6 protein-coding genes are annotated in these 14,701 nt (G+C 72.7%); 5 read left to right on the top strand and 1 reads right to left on the bottom strand.

The window, feature by feature from the left end; translation table 11 throughout:
- The 5 genes from AB0N02_RS41880 to AB0N02_RS41860 all read left to right on the top strand — a co-directional run.
- Nucleotides 1-545: phosphopantetheine-binding protein (locus AB0N02_RS41880; RefSeq protein ID WP_363959240.1), on the top strand; the 545-nt coding region annotated here is incomplete at its 5' end.
- Between the two features lies 1 nt (nt 546).
- Nucleotides 547-4,956, top strand: coding sequence for an amino acid adenylation domain-containing protein (locus AB0N02_RS41875; protein WP_363959238.1), 4,410 nt, complete (start codon nt 547-549; stop codon nt 4,954-4,956).
- A complete protein-coding gene (locus AB0N02_RS41870; protein ID WP_363959236.1) occupies nt 4,956-5,132 on the top strand; it encodes an MbtH family protein in 177 nt (58 codons plus the stop codon). The genes AB0N02_RS41875 and AB0N02_RS41870 overlap by 1 nt, the downstream gene beginning before the upstream one ends.
- Nucleotides 5,119-7,068 carry an AMP-binding protein gene (locus tag AB0N02_RS41865; protein ID WP_363959234.1) on the top strand — a complete coding sequence of 650 codons (1,950 nt, stop codon included), beginning with the start codon at nt 5,119-5,121 and terminating at the stop codon, nt 7,066-7,068. Before AB0N02_RS41870 ends, AB0N02_RS41865 begins: the two co-directional genes overlap by 14 nt.
- Nucleotides 7,065-12,983, top strand: coding sequence for an aminotransferase class III-fold pyridoxal phosphate-dependent enzyme (locus AB0N02_RS41860; protein WP_363959232.1), 5,919 nt, complete (start codon nt 7,065-7,067; stop codon nt 12,981-12,983). The genes AB0N02_RS41865 and AB0N02_RS41860 overlap by 4 nt, the downstream gene beginning before the upstream one ends.
- A gap of 52 nt (nt 12,984-13,035) precedes the next feature.
- On the opposite strand, the gene AB0N02_RS41855 is transcribed toward AB0N02_RS41860, so the two are convergent.
- The gene (locus AB0N02_RS41855) at nt 13,036-14,391 is read right to left on the bottom strand and encodes an MFS transporter (protein ID WP_363959230.1); all 1,356 of its coding nucleotides are present in this window, start codon (nt 14,389-14,391) and stop codon (nt 13,036-13,038) included.
- Nucleotides 14,392-14,701: the final 310 nt, after the last annotated feature.

Here is a 14,701-nt window from a genome sequence, read left to right as displayed (position 1 = left end):
CCCGCCCCGGCCACACCCCCACCACCACCGACCTGCGCACCCACCTGACCCCCCACCTGCCCGACTACATGATCCCCACCACCTACCTCCACCTCGACACCATGCCACTGACCCACAACGGCAAAACCGACCGCAACGCCCTGCCCCCACCCCACACCTGCACCCCCCTCCCCACCACCGACACCGGAGGAGAGGAACAGCAGGGGCCGGCCACCCCCCTGCACCACACCCTCGCCCACATATGGGAACGGGTGCTGGGAGTGCCTTCTGTGGGTGCCGACGACGACGTGTTCGAGCTGGGGGCGCACTCGTTCGCGATCGCCAAGGTGAAGGCGCGCATCGCCGTCGCCCTGCGGATCGACCTGCCGCCGCGGGTGTTCTTCACCGCCCGCACGGTCGCCGAGCAGGCCGAGGTGCTCCTGGAGAAGGCGCCGTCACCGCGGGCCGTCCTGCGCCGCGCCGCGGCGGTCGCCGCGCTGCCGCGGCTCGACGACCAGGCGTGGGTGGCGGCCGTGAGCGACGTGACGGTCGATGAGGAGGGCTGACGTGACAACCGTCGAGCAGGGCTGGCAGCCGCTCAGGCCCGGGAACCTGGAGACCGCGCCGCTGTCGTACGGCCAGCGCGCGCTGTGGTTCCTCGACCGGCTGACCCCGGGCACCGCCGTCCACAACATCCCCTGGCTGCTCCCCCTCGAAGGCCCGGTGGACGCCGGGCTGCTCAAGGAGTGCCTGAACGCGATCGTGGCGCGGCACGACGTCCTGCGCACGGTGTTCGCGATCTCGGTCGCGGAGCCGTACCAGGTGGTCCGGGGCACCGCCGAGATCGACATGGCGGTGATCGACTGCCCGCGGGAGGCGGTGGAGGACCTGACCCGCCTGGAGGCGCGGCGCCCGTTCGACCTGGAGCGCGATCTGCCGGCGCGGGCGCGGCTGCTGCGGTGGGCTCCCGACGGGTGCGCGCTGGTCGTCGTCTTCCACCACATCGCCTGTGACGGGCTGTCCCTGCCTGTGTTCGAACGCGAACTGGCCGAGCTGTACGCGGCGCGGACCGAGGGACGCGAGCCCCGGCTGGCCGCGCCCGCCGTGCAGTACGCGGACTTCGCGGCCTGGCAGCGGGAACAGGATCCGGCGGAGGACCTCGACTACTGGCAGCGGCGGCTCGCCGGGGCGCCGGAGCGGCTGACGCTGCACACCGACAGGCCCCGCCCGCCGGTGCGGTCGACGGCGGGGGCGGTCCACGCGTTCGACCTGCCGCCCGAGGTGGGCGAGCGGGTGCGGGCGCTGGCCATGACGGAGGGGGTAACGCCGTTCGTCGTGCTGTTCGCCGCGTTCGTGGTGCTGCTGCACCGCTACACCGGCCAGGACGACATCGTGGTCGGCTCCCCGGTCGCGGGCAGGGACCGGATCGAGCTGGAGGAGCTGATCGGGTACTTCGTCACCATGCTGCCGTTGCGCACGCGGGTCGGCGGGGACGAGAGCTTCCACGAGCTGCTGGCGGCGATCGGCCGCGACGTCATGGAGGACCTCGACCACCACCGGGCTCCGCTCGACATGGTCCCCGACCGGCCGCTGATGCACGTCGCCTTCGGCGCGCACAGCAGGCACGACGCGGGCCCGCTGCGGCTGGGCGAGGCGAGCGGGGTGCCGCGCGTCCTGACGACGGACACGGCGAAGTTCGACCTTCTCTGGTCGGTCTTCGACGACGGGCACCGCCTCCGGGGTGAGGTCGAGTACAACACCGGCCTGTTCGACGCGGCGACGATCGAGCGGATGGCCGCGCACTGGCTGACCCTGCTGGCCGCCGCGGCCGAGGCTCCGGGCACGGCCGTCGCCGAGCTGCCCATGCTGACCGGCGCCGACCTGGACGTCGTCCGCGGGCCCGCCCCGGTGAGCCGGGGTGCCGACGCCTGCCTGCACGAACGCTTCGAGAGCGTGGCCGCGCTGTACCCGGGCAGGATCGCCGTGGAGGTCACCTACGGGGAGCTGAACGCGCGGGCCAACCGGCTGGCCCGTCACCTGCGCGCCACCGGGGTGCGCCCGGGGGACCGGGTCGGGCTGCTGCTGGAGCGGACGCCCCGCCAGGTGGAGGCCGTGCTGGCGGTCCTGAAGGCGGGCGCGGCCTACGTGCCGATCGCCCCCGAGACCCCGCGCGACCGCGTCGCGTTCATCGTCGCCGACGCGAACGTCAAGGTGACGGTGGCCGACCGGACGGGCGAGGGGGTGACGGTCGGCCTGCTGGACGACGAGGCGGAGATCGCCGCGCACCCCTCGGACGACCTCCGGCTGCCCGTCGCCACCGGTTCGACCGCGTACGTCATCTACACCTCCGGGTCGACCGGCCGCCCGAAGGGGGTGGCGGTCGCGCACGCGAACGTGATGGAGCTGTTCGCCGCGACGGCCGACCGTTTCGGCATGGGCCCCGGCGACGTGTGGACGCTGTTCCACTCCTACACCTTCGACTTCTCGGTGTGGGAGATGTGGGGGGCGCTGCTGTACGGCGGCCGCCTCGTCGTGGTGCCCAAGGAGGTCGGCAGGTCCCCCGAGGCGTTCGCCCTCCTCCTGCAGCGGGAACGGGTCACCTTCCTCAACCAGACGCCCTCCGCGTTCGGCCAGCTCGTCGGCCTGCTGGAGGAGGAACCGCGCCCCCTCGACCACCTGCGGTGGATCGTCTTCGGAGGCGAGGCGCTGCAGCCGCACCACGTCAGGCGGTGGTTCGCCACGGGCTCGGCGCCGAAGGCCCGGCTGTGCAACATGTACGGCATCACGGAGACCACGGTCCACGTCACCGCCTACGACATCACCCCGGAGACGCCCTTCGGGCGCAGTGTGATCGGGCGGCCCCTGCCGCACCTGTCGGCCGAGGTGCTCGACCGGTACGGCCGTGTCGTCCCCGTCGGGGTGCCGGGCGAGCTGTTCGTCGGGGGGTACGGCGTGACCGGCGAATACGTCGGCCGCCCCGGACTCACCGCCCGGCGTTTCCCGCCCGATCCGGCCGTGCCGGGCGCCAGGCGGTACCGCAGCGGCGACCTGGTGCGCTGGCTGCCCGACGGCGACCTGGAGTATCTCGGCAGGATCGACGACCAGGTCAAGATCCGCGGCTTCCGCATCGAGCCCGGCGAGATCCAGCGGGTCCTCGCCGACCACCCGGCGGTGCGGTCGTGCGTGGTCGTGGCGGCCGACGGGCGGCTGGTCGCCTACGTCGTCCCCGGCCCGGAGCGTCCGGCGGCGGCCGAACTCCGCGCGCACCTCACCGACAGGCTGCCGGAGTACATGGTGCCGTCGGCGGTCGTCCTCCTGGACCGGATACCGCTGACCGCCAACGGGAAGGTGGACCTGCGGGCGCTGCCGGAGGCGGGACGCCCCGAGACGGCCTACGACCCCCCGGAGGGACCCGTCGAGCAGGCCCTCGCCGACGCCCTGGCCGAGGTGCTGAAGCTGGAGCGGGTGGGCAGGAACGACAACTTCTTCGAGCTCGGCGGCGACTCGGTGCGCAGCATCCAGGTCGCGGGACGGCTGCGGAAGGCGGGCTACGCGCTGCCCCTCGACGTGCTGTTCGCCCACCCCACGGTGGCCTCCGCCGCGACCCAGGTGACGCGTGCCGAGGACGGGCCGCCGCTGGAGCCGTTCGCGCTGCTCGGCGAGCGCGACAGGGAGCGGGCGCGGGCCCGCGGCGACGTCGTCGACGCCTACCCGATGACCGCCATGCAGCTGGCGATGGTCTACCACATGGAGCTGGAGCCGGAGCGGCGGCCGTACCACAACGTCAACAGCTACCGGGTCGCGGCGCCGCTGGACGAGCGGACGCTCACGCGGGTCGTGACCGAGGCCGTCGAGCGCCACCCGGTGCTGCGGACCTCCTTCGACATGGTCTCCTTCGGCGAGCCCATGCAGCTCGTCCACCGTTCCGTGCCGCCGCCGCTGACGATCGAGGACCTGACCGGGGCCGACCAGCGGGCGGCGGTCGCCGCGCTCGTCGAACGCGAGTGGTCGACGCCGTTCGCCCTCGGGCAGGCCCCGCTGTTCCGGGTGACGGCCCAGCGGCTGTCCCCCTCGGCCTTCCAGCTGACGCTCACCGAGCACCACGCGATCCTCGACGGCTGGAGCTTCACCTCCCTGGTGGCCGAGATCCTCAACCGGCACGCCCTGCTGCGGGAGCACCCGGACACGCCGAAGGCACCGCCGCCGCTGTCGCGCTTCGGCCAGTTCGTCGCGCTCGAACGCGCCGCCACCTCCTCCGCCGAGTCGCTCGCCTTCTGGAAGGAGCGGCTGTCCGGTCTGGACGGCGCCCTGTTCCCCGACTCCGGTGCGGCGGCGACCATGGCCCAGACCATCGACCGCGAGGTGACGACCGAGCTGTCGCAGGCGATGGCGCGGCTCGCCAGGACCGCGGGGGCCGGTATGAAGAGCGTGGCGCTGGCCGCCCACCTGGTGGCGCTCGGCCGGGTGACGGGCCGGGCCGACGTCATCACGGGCCTCGGCGTCAACGGCAGGATCGAGGAGGCGGCGGGCGCGGAGGCCCTGGGCCTGTTCCTCAACATCATCCCCTTCGCCACGCGTCTCGACGGCGGGACCTGGATCGACCTGGTACGGCACGTGCACCGGCAGGAAACGTCGATCATGCCCCACCGGCGGACGCCGTTCGCGAGGTTCGCCCGCCACATGCGCAACTGGAACCTGGACGCCAACTTCACCTTCAACCGGTTCCACGCGCTCGCCGGTGTCCGGATCGACGACGAGCGCATCGGGTGCGCCCCCACGATGCGCTACGAGCCCAACCACTTCACGCTCAGCGTCGGATTCGTGCAGGATCCGGCGTCGGACCGGGCCCTGCTGCTCGTCGACTACCCGGCCGCCAAACTGCCGCACACGGTCGCCGCGGACTACGCCGACTCCTATCTGGAAGCCGTGCACGCCATGACCGGCCAGCCGTACTCCAACTACCGCGAGGGGTTCTGATGACGTACATCGTCGTGGTGAACGACGAAGAGCAGTACTCGATCTGGCCGGCCGAACGGGAGCTCCCGCCCGGCTGGGCCGACGCGGGCACGCGCGGCTCCGAGGAGGAGTGCCTGGCCCACATCGAGCGGGTGTGGACCGACATGCGCCCGCGCAGCCTGCGTGAACGGGTCTGAGGCCGTGCAGCTCATCGAGGAGGCCCTCGCGCGCCAGGCGAGCCTGCGCCCCGACCGCCTGGCGATCACCCACCTCGGATACGAGAGCGGAGGCGAGCCGCGGCGGTCCGACGTGACCTTCGGCGAACTCCACCGTCGGGCGGCCGCCTTCGCGGCGCGGCTGAGCTCGGCCGTACTGCCGGGGCAGCGGGTCATGCTGCTGCACAACACGGGTGTGGACTTCGTCGTCGAGTTCTTCGGCTGCCTGCTGGCCGGCGCCGTGCCCATCCCCGCGCCGGAGCCCGAGATCCCCTACCACCGGGCCGCCGAACGCCTCACGCGGATCGTCGAGGACGCCGACGTCACCGCGGCGACCGCCGCCCCCCAGGTGTCCACGGCCGACGTGATCGGGCTGAGCCCGCGCCTGGCCGGTGTGACGTGGCTGGACCGTACGGACGGCAGTGCGGGCGACGGTGCGGGCGACGGTACGGCCCCCGGCCCGGAGGTCCCCCTCCGCGAACGCCCGGCGCGGCGGGACGACGTCGCCTACCTGCAGTACACCTCCGGCTCGACCGGGTCGCCGCGCGGCATCGAGATCACGCACGGCAACGTGCTGGACGAGGTCGACCACTTCGGCGCGGCCCTCGAACTCGGCCCCGACTCGGTGCTGGTGAACTGGGCGCCGCTCTTCCACGACCTCGGCCTGGTGCTGGGTGTCCTGGTCCCGCTGCTGCGCGGCGGCCACATCGTGACGATGTCGCCGCAGGCCTTCATCCGCGACCCGGAACGCTGGCTGCGGGCGATCTCCGACTTCGGCGGCACCCACTCCGCGGCCCCGAACTTCGCCTACGACCTGTGCCTGCGCCGGATCCCCGAGGCCCGGCGGGCCGGGCTGAAGCTGGACACCTGGAAGGTGGCGATCAACGGCGCCGAGCCCGTGCGCGCCGAGACCGTCGACCGGTTCGCCGAGGTCTTCGCCCCGTACGGCTTCCGCGCGCAGGCGATGCGCCCGTCGTACGGGCTGGCGGAGTGCACGCTGGCGGTGACCACTCCCCCGCTCCACGAGACGCCCGGCCGGTTCGTCGCGGACCGGGACGCGCTCAGCGAGGGGCTCGCCAAGCCCGCGGCGGCGGGACGGGTCCTGGTGTCCTGCGGCCGCCCGGTGACCGGGATGAACGTCACGATCGTGACGCCGGGCACCCGGGAGGAGCTGCCCGAGGACACCGTGGGCGAGATCATGGTGACCGGCTGGGGCGTCGCCAGGGGGTTCCACGGGCAGCCGGAGAGGATGACCGAGCTGCACACCGGTGACCTCGGCTTCTTCCACGAGGGCGAGCTCTACATCACCGGCAGGCGCAAGGACGTGATCATCGTCCGCGGCCAGAACTACCACCCCGTGGACCTCGAACAGGTCGCCGAACGCGCCGACCCCCAGATCCGTCCCGGCTGCCTGGCCGCCTTCCAGACCGGCGATTCCGTCGGCCTGGTGTGCGAGGTGCGCGGCCAGCGGAGCGAGGAGTCGCTGGCGGAGACCGCCACCGCGATCCAGCACGTGATCTCCGAGACGTTCCAGCTCAAGCTGGACGTGATCGCCCTGGTCCAGCCGGGAAGCGTGCCCAAGACCTCCAGCGGCAAGGTGCGCAGGAACGAGTGCGGCCGGAGGCTGGCCGCGGGCGAGCTGCGCGTGCGCCACCGCACCCAGCGGGAGAGCGCGGCGGTGCGGATCAGCGCGGCGGCGGCCAAGCCGATGCTCCGCTTCCTGCTCGCCAGGGTCCTCGGCACGCCGGTCGCCGAGCTCGACGACCACGTCCCCTTCGCCGACTACGGCCTCGACTCCAAGGGCGCCCACGAGCTCGCGGGCGAGCTGGAGCGTCTGCTCGACAGCCCGGTGCCGTCGTCGACGATCTTCGACTATCCGACGATCTCGGATCTGGCGAAGGCACTGGAATCACGATGACAGCGATCGCCGTCGTCGCCATGGCCTGCCGGTTCCCCGGCGGCGTCACCTCGCCCGAGGACCTGTGGAGACTCCTCGTCGAGGAGGTCGACGCCATCGGGGAGGTGCCGCCGGAGCGGTGGCCCGTGGACCGGCTGTACTCGGCGGACCCGGCTGAGCCGGGAAAGATCAGCAGCCGGTGGGCGGGCTGCGTCGACGGTATCGAGGAGTTCGACGCGGCCTTCTTCGGCCTGTCCCCCGCGGAGGCCGAGCAGATGGACCCCCAGCAGCGCATGCTGCTGGAGGTCGCCTACGAGGCCATGGAACGTGCCGGACTGCCGCCCTCGCACGACCTGGTCCGCGACTGCGGCGTCTTCGTCGGCATCAGCGGCAGCGACTACGGCCGTGCCCTGGGCGGTGACCTGTCGGCCATCGGCCCGTACTTCAGCACGGGCCAGGCCCTCTCGATCGCCGCCAACCGCATCTCCTACGCCTGGGACATGCGCGGCCCCAGCGTCGCGGTGGACACCGCCTGCTCCTCCGGGCTGGTGGCCGTCGACATGGCCGTGCAGAGCCTGCGGCGCGGCGCCTGCTCCGTCGCGCTGGCGGGGGCGGTCAACGTCGTGCTGGGGCCGGAGAACTGGGTGTCGCTGTCGAGGTTCGGGATGATGGCGACGGACGGCCGCTGCCGGTCGTTCGGGGCCGGCGGCGACGGCTTCGTCCGCTCGGACGGCTGCGCCCTGCTGCTGCTCAAGCCGCTGGAGGCGGCCGAGCGCGACGGCGACGAGATCCTGGCCGTCATCCGGGGCTCAGCGGTCAACCAGGACGGCCGGAGCAACGGGCTCACCGCGCCCAACGGGCCCGCGCAGGAGACCGTGATCCGCCGGGCGCTGGCGGACGCGGGCCTGCGCGCCGACGCCGTCTCCTACGTCGAGGCGCACGGCTCGGGCACGCAGCTCGGCGACCCGATCGAGATGGGCGCGCTGCTGCGCACGTACGGCAGGCGGGAGACGGGAATCTGCCACGTGGGCTCGGTGAAGTCCAACATCGGGCACACCGAGGCGGCGGCCGGGATCGCGGGCCTGGCCAAGCTGATCCTGTGCCTGCGGCACGGCCACCTGCCCGCCTCGCTGCACTCCACGCCGCCGAACCCCCGGCTCCGGCTGGACGGCACGAAAATGCGGGTTGTCACCGAGGCACTGCCGTGGGCCGCCGCGGAACCGCTGACGGGCGCGGTGAGCTCGTTCGGCTTCGGCGGCACCAACGCGCACGTCATCGTCTCGGCGGGGCCGCCGGGCCGTACCCGGTCCTCCGCACCGGTCCCCACCCCCGTCCCCGTCCCCACCTCCGTCCCCGCCTCCACTTCCGGTTCCGTCCCCACCCCCGTTCTCGTCTCCACTTCCGGTTCCGTCCCCGTCTCCGTTCCCGGTCCCGGCCCCGCTCCCGGTTCCGTCCCCGCTCCCGGCCCGGCGTCCGTTCCGCCGCCCGGCCCCGTCTCCGTTCACGGGGCGCTCGTCCTGCCGCTGTCGGCACGGAGCGAGACCGCGCTGCGCGTCCTGGCCGGACGCTACGCCGACTTCCTGCGCGCCCGCGAGGAGGTGTCCCTCACCGACCTGTGCCACAGCGCGGCCGTACGGCGGGCCCACCACAGGCACCGCGCCGCCGTGGTCGTGCGGGACCGGGAGCAGCTCCTGCGAGAGCTGGAGGACCTTCCCGTGACCGCCGACGACGGCGCGCCCTGGCGCGACCCCGTCCTGGTGTTCTCCGGTCAGGGCGCCTGGCGTCCGGGCACGGCCCGTCACCTGCTGGACGAGGTGCCCTTCGCCGAGGTCGTGGCCCGTTGCGAGCCCGTCTTCAGGCGCTCGCTGAACGTGTCGGTGCGGGCGCTGCTGGGCGGCGAGGAGCCGCTTCCCCCGCACACCGACGTGGCGCAGGCGGTGCTGTTCACCTTCCAGGCCGGGATGTACGACCTGTGGCGTTCCCTGGGGGTGGTCCCCGCGGCCGTCGTCGGGCACAGCGCGGGAGAGACGGCCGCCGCCTACGCGGCCGGGCTGCTCGATCTGGAGTCGGCGGCGAGGCTCACGGCCGCGCGTGGCGCCTCGATGCGGCGCGTCCACGGGTGTGGCCGCATGGTGGCCGTCACGGGGCCGGCGGCCGAGGCCGTGCCGTACCTGGAGGACGGCGTCGTCATCGCCGCCCACAACGGCCCCGGCTCCTTCGTCGTCTCGGGGCCCGACCCGGCCCTCACCGGCGTGACGGAGGCGCTCGGGCGGGCCGGGTTCGGCTGTGTGCCGCTCCCCGGCGAGTACGCCTTCCACAGCCCGCACATGCGGCCCGCCGCGGAGGCGATGCGGGCGGCACGGGTGGATCCGGCGGCTCCCGCCGGATCGGCGCTGTTCTGCTCGACCGTCCTGGGCGAGATCGTCGGCGGCACCCGGCTCGACTCCGGCTACTGGGCGGAGGGCATCACCGGCCCTGTCCGCTTCCAGCAGGCGATCGAGACGCTCCTGGAGACCGGCTTCAGCGCCTTCCTGGAGATAGGCCCGAAACCGATCCACGCCTCGGGAATCGCCGGAACCGCGCGGCGGCGCGGTGACGCGGTGCGCGTCGTGCAGGCGCACCGCGACGGCGGAACCGTGCCCACGCTGGTGCGGCTCTACCGCGCAGGAGCCGAGCTGAACTGGGACGCCGTCTGTCCAACCGGCGTCTTCGTTCCCGACCTTCCCACCTATCCCTGGCAACGGACCCGACACTGGGCGATCACAAAGGACAGCGGCATGAGGGACGACATCGTCACAACGATCAGGACGTTGCTCGCCGACCACCTCAAGCTGAGTCCCGCCGAGGTCTCCGACCACGCGAAGTTCCTCGACCTCGGGGCCGACAGCCTGGTGCTGCTGAAGCTGGTGTCCCAGCTCAACGAGCGCTACGGCTCCTCGTTCCAGCCGACGATGCTCTTCGACGACTACCCGACCGTGCGCGCGCTCGCCGTCGCCATCGAGGCGCAGGCCCCCGCGCCCGCACCCGCGCCGGCGGCGGTGGCCGTGGCGGTGGCCGCCCCCCAGGTGACGGTCGTGCCCGCGGCGGCCGTACCGGGGACGACGGCCGTGCCCGCGGTGGCCGTATCGGGAACGACGGCCGTGCCGCCGGGAGCGGGGGCCGGGCCGGTGACGGCCGACGAGTCGATAACCCGCATCCTCGCCGCGCAGCTGGCCGTCATGCAGGAGCAGTTGCGCGTCCTCGGCACCGGCGGGAACGGCTCCGGCGGGAACGGCAGCGGAACCGGCGGTGGGGGAAGCGGCTCCAACGGGAACGGCGGCGGCGCCTCGGCGGCGCGTTCGCAGCCCGCCGTCCCGTCCGCCCCAGCCGCCGCATCGCCTGCCGCACAACCTGCCACGCCGCCCGCCGCACCACCTGCTACACCACCCGCCGCACCGTCAGCCGGTCGTTCCCGCGCCGACCGGCTCAGCCCGCCCCAGCAGCGCTACGTGGACGAACTCGTGGCGCGGATGAGCGCGCGCGACGACTCCGCCAAGAAGCTGGCGGGCACCTACCGGCCGCGCCTCGCCGAGAGCCGCCCGTGGGCGAACTTCCGGCCCGAGCTGAAGGAACTGCTCGTCCCCGTCGTGGCCGAACGGGCGCGGGGCGCACGGATCTGGGACGCGGCGGGCAACGCCTACACGGACTACTGCATGGGCTTCGGCGTCCAGCTGTTCGGCCACAACCCCGACTTCGTGACCGAGGCCGTACGGCGCCAGCTCGACCAGACCTACTCGCTGGGATACCAGCTCAGGCAGAGCTACGAGCTGGCCGAACAGTTCTGCCGGGTCACCGGCCACGACCGGGTCACGTTCTGCAACACCGGCTCCGAGGCCGTGATGGGCGCGGTCCGGCTGGCGCGGCTGGCCACCGGGCGGCGCAGGATCGCCTACTTCGAGAAGTCCTACCACGGGCTGGTCGACGCGGTCCTGGCCCGCGGGGGCCTGGAACCCGGACAGTCCCTGCCGATCGCGCCGGGCCTGTCCCCCGGGGCGGTGGACGAGGCGATCGTGCTGCCCTACGGCGAGGACGCCTCGCTGGAGCACCTGAGGGCCGTGGCGGACGACCTCGCCGCGGTCATCATCGAGCCCGTGCAGAACCGCAACCCGTCCGTACAGCCCGCAGCCTTCCTGGCGGCGCTGCGGCGGCTCACCGCCGAACGCGGCATCGTGCTGATCGCCGACGAGATGATCACCGGCTTCCGCGCCGGCCCGCGCGGCGCGATGGGCCACTTCGGCGTCACACCGGATCTCGCCACCTACGGGAAGATCCTCGGCGGCGGCCTGCCGATCGCGGCCATCGCCGGCCGCTCCGACCTGATGGACGGCATGGACGGCGGCTCGTGGGGCTACGGCGACGACAGCGCGCCGACCGCGAGGACCACCCTGTTCGGGGGGACGTTCCAGAAACACCCGCTCTCGGTCAGCGCGGCGCGCGCGGTGCTGGACCACATCGAGGCGCGGGGACCCGCCCTCTACGAGGAGCTGAACGGCCGGGCCAAGCGGGTCACGGACGCCCTGGCGGAGATCATCCGCACCGAGGAACTGCCGTACACGATCGCCTCGTTCGGCTCGCTGTGGCGCGTCGAGTACCGCGGCGCGTCCAGTTTCTACCAGCCCCTGCAGCTGGAGATGCTCTACCAGAGCCTGCTGGCCGACGGGGTCTACGTGTGGGAGGGCCGGACGTTCTTCCTGTCCACCGCCCACGACGACCGCGACGTGGACCAGCTCCTAGAGGCCGTCGAGCGAGGCGTCGACCGGCTCAGGGAGGCCGAGTTCCTGCCGCCGAGGAAGGACCTCCAATGGCCGGCGACCCCGCAGCAGCGACGGCTGTGGCGGTTGCAGCGCGACCACGGCCCCGAGTGGACCGCCTACCACGAGAGCGTGCTGCTCCACCTGCGCGGCCCGCTCGACGAGGAGGCCGCCGTCTCCGCGGTGCGGTCGGTCTGGCGCCGTCACACCGCGCTGCGGGCCACGGTGGCCGAGGAGGGAACGCTGCTGCGGTGCGACCGGAACGTCACGCTGGACGTCCCCGTCGTCGAGGGCGACGACTTCCGCCGGTGGACGAACGCCCCGTTCCCGCTCGAAGGCGGGCCCCTGTTCCGCGCCGCCCTGCTCAGGCACGGGCCGGACCTGCACACGCTGGTCCTGTGCGCGCACCACCTCGTCATGGACGGCGTGTCCGCCGCGCTCATCCTGGCCGACCTCACCGACGCCTACGCCCAGGCCGTACACGGCGGTTCGCCGCCCACCGCCGTCGTCCCGGTGCCCGAGCGCCTGCGCGGCCTCGCGCACGAGGGACGCGGAGGTACGGCTCCGCCGCCGGAACCGGTCGCCGCCGTCGACTTCGAACCGGCCTCGCGCCACACCTCCCGCCTGCCCTCCGGCTTCTGGTCCGCCGTCACCGACCGCGCCAAGCGGGTGGGGTGCACCCCGTTCATGCTCGCGTTCAGCGCGTTCGGGCACGCGCTGCACCAGGTCACGGGACGGGCGGAGCTGTCCGTCGGCGTACACGTCGACCGCCGGGCCACCCCGGACGAGCACGCGTTCGTCGGCCACTTCCTCGAGGTGGCCACCGTCACCAGCTCGTCGAGCGAGTCGTTCGACGACTACCACGGCCGGATCCAGGGACGGCTCACCAGGCTGCTGGGCGCCACCGACCGGCTCGACTCGGCGGTCGAGGTGGTGTTCGACCTCAACCCCGCGCTGACGGAGCTCTCCTGGCCCGGCCTGGAGGTCGAGATCGCCGCGCCCGAGGCCGGGCACGCGAAGTACGGGCTGTTCTTCGACGTCATACCGATCGGCGAGGAGGGCCTGGTCGAGGTGACCTACCGGGCCCCGTTCGACCACGACCTGGTCGAACGACTCCACGACCGCTGGATGTCCCTGCTCTCCTAGAACTCTCCCGGCGGCTCTCCCAGGACTCTCCCGGCACGGCGACCGCTCCCCCTCACCACCTCCGTGGCCGCCCGAGCCGGCCACCGCGTCCGTGATCGTCCGGGCGCCGGTACGGCGGGCGGTGGAGCGGGGCGGATCGGCGCCACGGCCGGGAGACCAGGACCGACAGGAGCATGGCCGCCCCCACCAGCCCGAAGACGGCTCTGGGCGCGACGAAGGCGGACATGACGCCTCCGGCCAGCAGCGCGGCCGTGCTCGCGACGTTGAGCAACGCCACGTGCGCCGCGAAGACGCTGCCCCTGACCGCCGTGTCGACCGACCCCGCCAGCAGGGTCTGGCGGGCCACCCCGAAGGCCCCGTAGGCGAAGCCGTTCAGCACCAGGAGGGCGAACAGCGTCCGGACGTCGCCGACCGCGGCCACCGAGGTCATGACGACGGCCATCACGAACGTCGCCACCGACGCCACCGACGCCGGGTTCCACCTCGCCGGCAGGCGACCGGCCGTCCAGGCCCCGCTGACCTGGCCGGACGACCAGCCCACCATGAGGACTCCGAACATCCCGGCGCCGGCCCCGAGGTCGTCGCGGACGAAGAAGACCTCCACGACGTTCACCACCTGAAGGGCCACGGTGAGGACGACCCCGAACCCGACCACCCGCAGGAGGCCCGGCGCGGCCGCCATCGCGCGAAGCCCCGGCAGCAGACCGGATCCGGCCCGCGCACCACCGGAGACGGAGGAGCCACAGGAGGAGGAGTCACAGGAGGAGGAGCCATGGGAGCCGATGGGGCGCGTCCCCTCCGTGCCGTCCCTTCCCGCCCGCAGGAGCAGGGCCGCCAGCGGCAGCGCGGCGAAGCTCGCCGCGTCCACAAGCAGAACCGTCCGCAGCCCGGCCGCCTCCATCAGGACACCGCCCGCAGCGGGTCCGATCAGGAAGCCGAGGTTGGCCATCATGGCCATCCGCGCCTGGGAGCGGCTCAGCAGATCGGCCGGGGAGGCGTCGGCCACGGCCTTCATCATCACAGGGGTGGCGAACGCCATGATCCCGGCGAGCGCCGCCAGCAGGACGACGATGAGGACGGCCGACGTGAGGTACGCCATCGCCGTACAGATGGACATCAGCGCCACACCGGCCGGGATCAGGACTCGCCGGACGGGCAGCCTGTCCGCCACCCGACCGGCGAAACCGACGAGGATCACGCTCGGTACCGACAGGGCGAGGAATACGGCGGCCGTCGCCGTCCCGTCCGCGTATCGATCGTGGAAATCGAGCAACAGGGCGGTCACCGCCAAACTGTCCCCGAAATTGGACAGGCCGACGGCGGGCGCCAGCACCTGAACCGCCCAGGGCAGGGAACGGCGCCCGGAAACGGCTTCACCGTGCGAAACACCCACCTTGCCCCTTTCCATCAAACATTCACATATTCCCGACGTCAAACATAGATCGGAGCGGGGAAACACGGAACGGAACACGTCCGAGAACATCGGCGACGGGACCGCAATCACCACGAACGTACCTTCCTTGATGCGGCGGACCGTTTCCGGAGAGACCAAAATTCCAGGTCGCCGAGGAGGAAACAGATAAAGCAGCCGGACCCGCCCCACCGTTATTTCGCCCCATTCCCAATGGGCATCGTCAAAGGTGCATTTACCGGGGACGCGTGTTTACATCGCACCTGGGCCACTGTGTCGTCGGCGGCCGGATGACGGCCCGTCGTGC

The sequence above is a fragment of the Streptosporangium sp. NPDC051022 genome (assembly GCF_040683035.1).
Taxonomy (GTDB): domain Bacteria; phylum Actinomycetota; class Actinomycetes; order Streptosporangiales; family Streptosporangiaceae; genus Streptosporangium.
This window is presented reverse-complemented; position numbering and strand designations above follow the sequence as displayed.